General features: G+C 63.3%; 3 protein-coding genes. 1 reads left to right on the top strand and 2 read right to left on the bottom strand.

The annotated features are described in order from the left end of the window. Positions 1–1,580 (bottom strand): nitrate- and nitrite sensing domain-containing protein (locus ACFXN1_RS33895; protein WP_379463757.1); only part of this gene is annotated, 1,580 nt, incomplete at its 3' end. Positions 1,581–2,105: 525 nt separating this feature from the next. Then, the gene (locus tag ACFXN1_RS33900; RefSeq protein WP_379446307.1) at positions 2,106–2,684 is read right to left on the bottom strand and encodes a TetR/AcrR family transcriptional regulator; all 579 of its coding nucleotides are present in this window, start codon (positions 2,682–2,684) and stop codon (positions 2,106–2,108) included. Positions 2,685–2,840: 156 nt separating this feature from the next. Here ACFXN1_RS33900 and ACFXN1_RS33905 point away from each other — a divergent pair. Continuing rightward, positions 2,841–4,682: MMPL family transporter (locus tag ACFXN1_RS33905; protein ID WP_379463758.1), on the top strand; the 1,842-nt coding region annotated here is incomplete at its 3' end.

The following is a 4,682-nucleotide window of genomic DNA, read 5'->3' on the forward strand; positions in this document are numbered from 1 at the left end:
CCCTTCCCAACAAGATGACCGCCAACCGAAACCACCGCGTCCGGCGGAGAAAAGGCCGAAGCGTTGTCGATGAGTTCAGCAAGCAGATGAATGAGGTCCGCGACCGCTCTGCCATGCACACGCACCTCAGGCAACCGCACGGCGCTCACCCGTGAAAAGTCACGGGTTTCGGACACAGCGCTGCGCACCACCTCCTCCAACGAGACCGGCTGACGCCACTTCCGGCCCGGCTGCTCGCCGCCGAGAATCAGTAGATTCTCGGCGTTACGGCGCGCACGCGTCGCGAGATGGTCGAGCTGGAACAACAATTCGAGGTGTTCGGGGTCATCCTGCTTGGCCTCGGCCGCATCGAGCACCTTGAGCTGCTGGTGAACGACAACCTGGCTACGCCGCGCGATGTCCAGATACACGCGGTTGATTCCCCCTCGGGTCTTCGCCTCCGCCTCGGCAGCGGCCACAGCGGTGCGCTGAGCGGCGTTGAACGCCTCGGCGACTTCGCCGATCTCGTCGATTCCCGCGTCGATGACAACAAGTTCGGAGTCGACATCCACCGGTTGCCCATCATGCAGCCGCTGAACCATCGCCGGCAGCACGTGTTCGGCGAGCTCCAGCGTTTCATTCCGCAGCGATCGCAAACGCGCGACGAGGGCGCGAGCCAGATGGGTGGCGACAACGAATGCAAGGACGGCGATCACGAGGACAGCCACACCCGCCACGATCGCCCAGACCAGCATCCGTTCGGCGGCTGATACCGCCTCGCGCTCGGCATCCTGGAACTGATCGCCCCAAAGCCCTTTGAGTTCGGCGTCAACTTTGCGCTGGGCCACCGACCATCCACTGGGGAGTTGCCCCGTCTCCGCCAGCTCGGGCTGGCCGCCTACCAGCAACCGCCATTCGTCGCTTGCGACGAGCCGCTGGTATCGAGTCAGTTCTGCACCGGTCAGTTTTTCCGACACCGCGTCGAGCTGGTTGTGCAGGCTCGCCACCAGTGTGATGTACCGCAGCCGGTCCGACGTACTCGAGATGTTCCCCGATGCGGCGGCAGCGATGCCCGCCGCCCTCGCACCGAGATCCGAGATGCGAAGCAGCCCGGATGCAACCGTTTCCTCGGCGACCGTCGCGGGGAATGGCGAAGTGCGCGCAGCACCATCAAGACCCGTCGCCACCACCCCGACCAGTTTGGTGTAGAAGTCGTCGATGTCATCGTCTGCGAGGGCCCTGCCATCGACACGCTCTCGAATCGCAGGCAATTGGGCGACGAGCGCTCGAAACGCCGGCGTTGACTTCGTCATGGCATCGGGGTTGAGCCGTTGCAGGCTCAGGGCGATATCAGACATCTTCTGTACCGCCGCATCGGTCGCCTTGCGTGCCGTCTGAAGGTCCCCGAGCACCCGCGGATCACCGTTGGCGACCCCGAGACTGCGGGCTCGTTCGTTCTGAGCAGCGTCGACGAAGCCGATCACAGGCGCGATTTGAATCGTCAGGCCATTCGACCACTCTCGCGCATGAATGCCGTCATAAAACCGAATCCCCGCGAAAACACCACCGGTGACGACCAAGGCAAGACTCGGGATGAGCACGATCGGAAGGACGCGCGTACGAATCGACCGGGGTTGACCGAGGACCCGCCGGAAACCGCGAACCCGTTCGCCGGGATTCGACCCATTCCTCATGGCAGCCATGAGTTCCGCACGCAAACCCCACGGCTTTCGGACGCCGACCGCACCTCGAGAGACCGACGACAGGTGGGCAACCTCCGCTCACCTGATGCACCCGACCAGGTCTGGTAACTCAATGTTCCTCGATCCTCTTGATTTTTGATCCAAGGTCTCTCAGATGCTAGAGACCGCCTTCGTCCCAAGTCAACGATCGTTCATGTCTTGGTTCATATCCCCAGGTGAAACCATTATCCTTAAGGGAAGTAACTAATTACGCAGCGTTCCGCGCACCGCTCAATTCCATCCCGAGTCCCGACCGGCTCACAGATGGGAACCAGACCTTCGAGGTCGCAGATGACGAACACGATCGAGCAGACCCGTCATGAATCAGCTTGCAACACAACGACATACATGACAACAACCAGCAAAGCCGTGGGGGCGCGTAACTCACATGGGCGGAAGCGGCGAGGCCTGGCCCGGATTGAGTGCGTCGAGCAAGAAGCTGAGGTACCGACGCCGCGCAATCCGACTCAGCTCAACGGCACTGAGCGCGGTGATCACCATGGCGAAAACGTAAGGCACGTCGCGCGGTTCGATGTCCGGGCGTAGGTTTCCCGCAGCTTGGGCTCGCGCTACCGCAGGGCCGAAGGTCTCATCACTGCTTGCCAAGAAGTCCGCGGTGACCTCCGTCAGGTTTCCGACCGAGTCGGCGAGGCCCCGCTCATTCTGAACAATGTCCGCCACACGTTCGGCAACCTCGAGCAGCACAGATCTGGGCAATGCGTCTCCGTCGAGCTCCGCGAGCATCGGCAGGACTTCAGCCGTGAGGATCCGTTCATAGACGGCGCGCGCCAGGGCTTCACGGTTGGGAAAGTGCCGGTACAGCGTCGCCACACCGACGCCGGCCTCACGCGCGATATGAGCAAGTGTCGCCGAGCCACCCTCGGTGGCGAACAGCCGCCTGGCCGCATCGATGATCCGGGAGATGCTGGCAAAAGCATCCGCCCGCAGCGGTTTCGCCGCCACGCAGACCTCGCTCCTTCCACGGTTTCACCAGCATATGAGTTGTGATCGAGCCTACCTTGCCGAGAAAACGATAGTTAACTACCGTTTTGATAGTTCACTATCAGTTCTTCGTGACAGGGCCACCGCGGACGCCCGGTGCCCGAGAGGAATCACACGATGTATTCCCTGCTGTACCGAATCGGAAGAACCGCCTACCAACGACCATGGCACTTCATCGCCCCATGGGCCCTGGTCCTGGCGGCGATCATCGGCCTACTCGTCAGCTACCCGCCCCACCTGGGCAGCGAGGTGCGCATCGACGGCACGCCGTCCCAGCACCTCATCGACGATCTGGCCGAGAAGATGCCCCTGATGTCGGGTGGCCAAGGGATCATGGCGTTCCAAACCGACAACGGTTCCCAGATCGATAACGGCGATAATCTCATCGCGCTACTGACAGCCGTCGACGGCGTGTACACGAGCGACCATGTCATCGACGCCCGCAAGGTTGCTCAACAGGAGGCCGCAAAGGGCGTGAACAGCCCGACAATCCGGGCCGCCAGCGCACTCGCCGCATCCGGCCCGCCCTCCGATCGCACCGCGCCAACGCCGCTGACCGTCAACGGACAACCTGTCCCTGGGGTCCTCATCTCCCCGGACCACACCAGCGCCGTACTGCAATTCCAGTTCGACGAACAGACTTTCGAACTTCCCACCGGAACGATCGACAAGACGGTGACGACGGCGCGACGAGCCACCGCTGACCATGACATCGCAGTCCTGCCCTCGGCCTCCATGGTCCAGGTGCCGGAGATCATCGGCGCAGGCGAGGTGGTGGGCGTCGGCATCGCCGCCCTGGTTCTGCTGGTGACCCTTGGTTCGGTCGTCGCCGCCGGGCTACCGTTGGTGACCGCGCTGACGGGTGTCAGCGTGGGAGTAGGTGGCGCCCTGCTGGTTTCGCATCTGATCTCGTTGCATTCACTCAGCGCCGTGCTCGGACTCATGATCGGTTTGGCCGTCGGCATCGATTACGCGTTGTTCATCGTCAACCGCCAACGCCGGTACATCCTCGACACCGGCGCGACCGCCGAGGAGGCCGTCGGGCGCGCACTCGGAACTTCAGGCACCGCAGTGGTTTTCGCGGGCAGCACGGTCGCGATCGCACTCACTGCCCTTGCGATTGTCCGAATTCATCTGATCACCACCATGGGTATCGCTGCCACGGTTACAGTCGTGATCGCTGTGCTCACCGCGCTGACGCTGCTGCCGGCCCTCCTCGGTCTCGCCGGCGAACGGATCTGCTCGCCGAAGGCACGCAACAAGGCCGCCTTCGCTCAGGCCGCCGGTGCATCTTCACGCACGGGACGCAAGGTCGCGACCGCCTGGGCGGGTCTGGTGACCGAGCACCGGTTCGCTGCCGCGACCGCGGCATTGCTCATTGCCGGACTGCTCGCTCTGCCCACCACGCAGATGAGTCTCGGATTGCCTTCCGGGGCAAGCTACGACCGGGGAACCGCGCAACGTGAAAGCTATGAGGTGGTGAAGGACCACTTCGGCCCCGGGCTCATCGGACCGCTCATTGTCGTGGCCGATGCCGGTAGCCGACCCGGCCCGATCGCCACCACCGATATCGTCGGACTGTACCGGGACCTGGCGCAACTGCCTGGCGTCACCTCGGTGACGCTCGGCGCGGTCAGTGACGACGGGCGGACGGTCGTCTTCTCCATCGTGCCCGGCAGCGGGCCGACAGATTCGGCTACCGAGGCGCTTGTGCACCAGATCCGCAGCCAGGCAGGGACATTCGCGATCGAACGAAACATGGACGTCGGCGTCACCGGATTCACGGCACTCGGAATCGACGTCTCCGCACGCCTCGCCGACGCGCTTCCGGTGTACCTGGCCGTCGTGGCCGTACTCTCGATCGTCCTGCTGACCATGGTTTTTCGCTCCATCGTCATTCCGATCAAGGCCACCCTCGGCTTCATCCTCAGCATCCTCGCCGCCTTCGGCGCCACGACC

It is taken from the genome of Nocardia sp. NPDC059154, assembly GCF_042755705.1.
Classification (GTDB): Bacteria; Actinomycetota; Actinomycetes; order Mycobacteriales; family Mycobacteriaceae; genus Nocardia.